The following is a 2,128-nucleotide window of genomic DNA, read 5'->3' on the forward strand; positions in this document are numbered from 1 at the left end:
ACGCGCACCCACCCGTCCCGCCACGTCACCCGGATGCGGACGGCGAACGGCTCGCCCGCCCCGGCAACGGTCTTGCCGCCGTCGCCGGAGACGCTCTCCTCGGCTGCGGCTTCGTCGGGGGCTTCGTCGGGGGCTTCGTCGGCGGTTTCGGCGGGGGTGCGGGCTGCGGTCTCGTCGGGGGCGGCGTCCATCGGGTCAGCCGCTCTTCACCGCGCACAGCAGGCCGTCGCCCACCGGGAGCAGCATCGGGACGAGCCGCTCGTCGTCGCGGACCATCCGGTGCACCTCGCGGATCGCCTCGGTGTCGGGGTCGCGCCGGTTCGGGTCGGCGACCCGGTCGTGCCACAGCGCGTTGTCGAACGCGACGACGCCGCCCGGCCGCAGCAGCCGCAGCGCGTCCGTCAGGTACTCGGGGTACTCGCGCTTCTGCGCGTCGCAGAACACCAGGTCGTAGGCGCCGTCGGTGAGCCGCGGCAGCACCTCCAGCGCCGGCCCGGTGATCATCCGGGTGCGGAAGGAGCCGAGCCCCGCCGCCACGTACGCCTGCTTCGCCATCCGCTGGTGCTCGGGGTCGATGTCGACGGTCGTCAGCACCGCGTCCTTCGGCATCCCCCGCATCAGCCAGATGCCGGACACACCGCAGCCGGAGCCGACCTCCACGACCGTCCGCGCGCCGAGCAGGGTCGCGAGGAAGCGCAGCGCCGCCCCGGCGGCCGCGCCGATCGGCACGGCGCCGACCTCCTCGCCGCGGCGCCTGGCGTCCAGGAGCGACTCGTCTTCGGGGAGGTAATCCTCCACATAGGCCCGGGTGGCCTGAACGGCGTCGATGGCTGCCTCCTCGCGGGACCCCCGCCTGGGTCATGCTGGAAAGACCATATCGCTGACAGGGAACCGACTGGAGTTTCAGCGCGTTGTAACGAAGGAAGGAATCCGCTCACGAGCGGGTTCTCCCCACTGAGCACCGAACCGGTAGAGACCGCCCCAGCCCAGGCGAGACCGTGCCGTTCCAAGGCGAGACCTTGGCTCACGAGAGAGGAACAGCCCGGCACCATGGGAGTCGCAGCACTCAGTTTCAGAAGCGCTGTGGGGGTCGGCCCCAGGCAAGGGGTGGGCAGTGGCACGAGCGCTCGCGAGAACGCCCCCGAGGCGGAATGGGCACCACCGTCCTGGGACGAGGTCGTCCGCGAGCACTCCGCCCGCGTCTACCGGCTCGCCTACCGGCTGACCGGTAACCAGCACGACGCGGAAGACCTCACGCAGGAGGTCTTCGTCCGCGTGTTCCGTTCACTGTCGAACTACACGCCGGGCACGTTCGAGGGCTGGCTGCACCGGATCACCACGAACCTGTTCCTCGACATGGCGCGGCGCCGCCAGCGCATCCGCTTCGAGGGCCTCGCCGACGACGCCGCCGAACGCCTCCAGGGCCGCGAGCCGACCCCTGCGCAGGTGTTCGACGACACCAACTTCGACGCCGACGTGCAGGAGGCGCTCGACGCGCTGGCGCCCGAGTACCGCGCCGCCGTCGTCCTGTGCGACATCGAGGGGCTCTCCTACGAGGAGATCTCCGCGACGCTCGGCGTCAAGCTCGGGACGGTGCGCAGCCGCATCCACCGGGGGCGGGCGCAGCTGCGCGGGGCGCTGGAGCACCGCGCGCCGACCCGCCGCAGGCCCGGCACCAGGAACGAGTACCAGGCGCTCCAGGCGATGGAGGCCGCGGAGAACGACGACGTGACGGGGGGCGTGCATGTGGCGGGCGCCGTAGGGCCGCAGCCGGACGGCGTGTAAGTCTGAGATCTGAAGTGCGAGTCCGGCATTGCCCACCGCACGCGGGGCGGGACCGCGTGCCCGATGGAACGGAACGACGGAGGCGGCGTGAGTTGTCTGGGGGAGCGTCTGACCGCTCTGGTCGACGGTGAGCTGGGGCACGAGGAGCGCGACCGCGTCCTCGCCCATCTCGCGGGCTGCGCCCAGTGCAGGGACGAGGTCACCTCGCTGCGCCTGCTCAAGGGGCGGCTCCGCAACCTGTCCGACGCCCCGATCGCCGACGAGGCCGGCGGCCTCCCGTCCCCGGACTTCCTGACCCGCCTGCGCGGCCTGCCCGCGTCCGCCGACCCGCCCGGCGGCCTCC

The 2,128-nt window shown here is 72.4% G+C and carries 4 protein-coding genes; 2 read left to right on the plus strand and 2 right to left on the minus strand.

Annotated elements, in window-relative coordinates; translation table 11 throughout:
* The coding region (locus E1200_RS32825) for a hypothetical protein (RefSeq protein WP_207933668.1) at positions 1-191 on the minus strand (191 nt) is incomplete at its 3' end.
* Between the two features lie 4 nt (positions 192-195).
* A complete protein-coding gene (locus E1200_RS32830) occupies positions 196-798 on the minus strand; it encodes an O-methyltransferase (protein ID WP_131956502.1) in 603 nt (200 codons plus the stop codon).
* A gap of 309 nt (positions 799-1,107) precedes the next feature.
* Between E1200_RS32830 and sigE the strand changes: the two genes are divergently transcribed.
* Entirely contained in the window at positions 1,108-1,785 is a 678-nt protein-coding gene (sigE, locus tag E1200_RS32835; protein ID WP_243709045.1) for an RNA polymerase sigma factor SigE, read from the plus strand.
* Positions 1,786-1,872: 87 nt separating this feature from the next.
* The coding region (locus tag E1200_RS32840) for a zf-HC2 domain-containing protein (RefSeq protein ID WP_207933669.1) at positions 1,873-2,128 on the plus strand (256 nt) is incomplete at its 3' end.

This window comes from Actinomadura sp. GC306 (assembly GCF_004348665.1).
Taxonomy (GTDB): Bacteria; Actinomycetota; Actinomycetes; order Streptosporangiales; family Streptosporangiaceae; genus Spirillospora.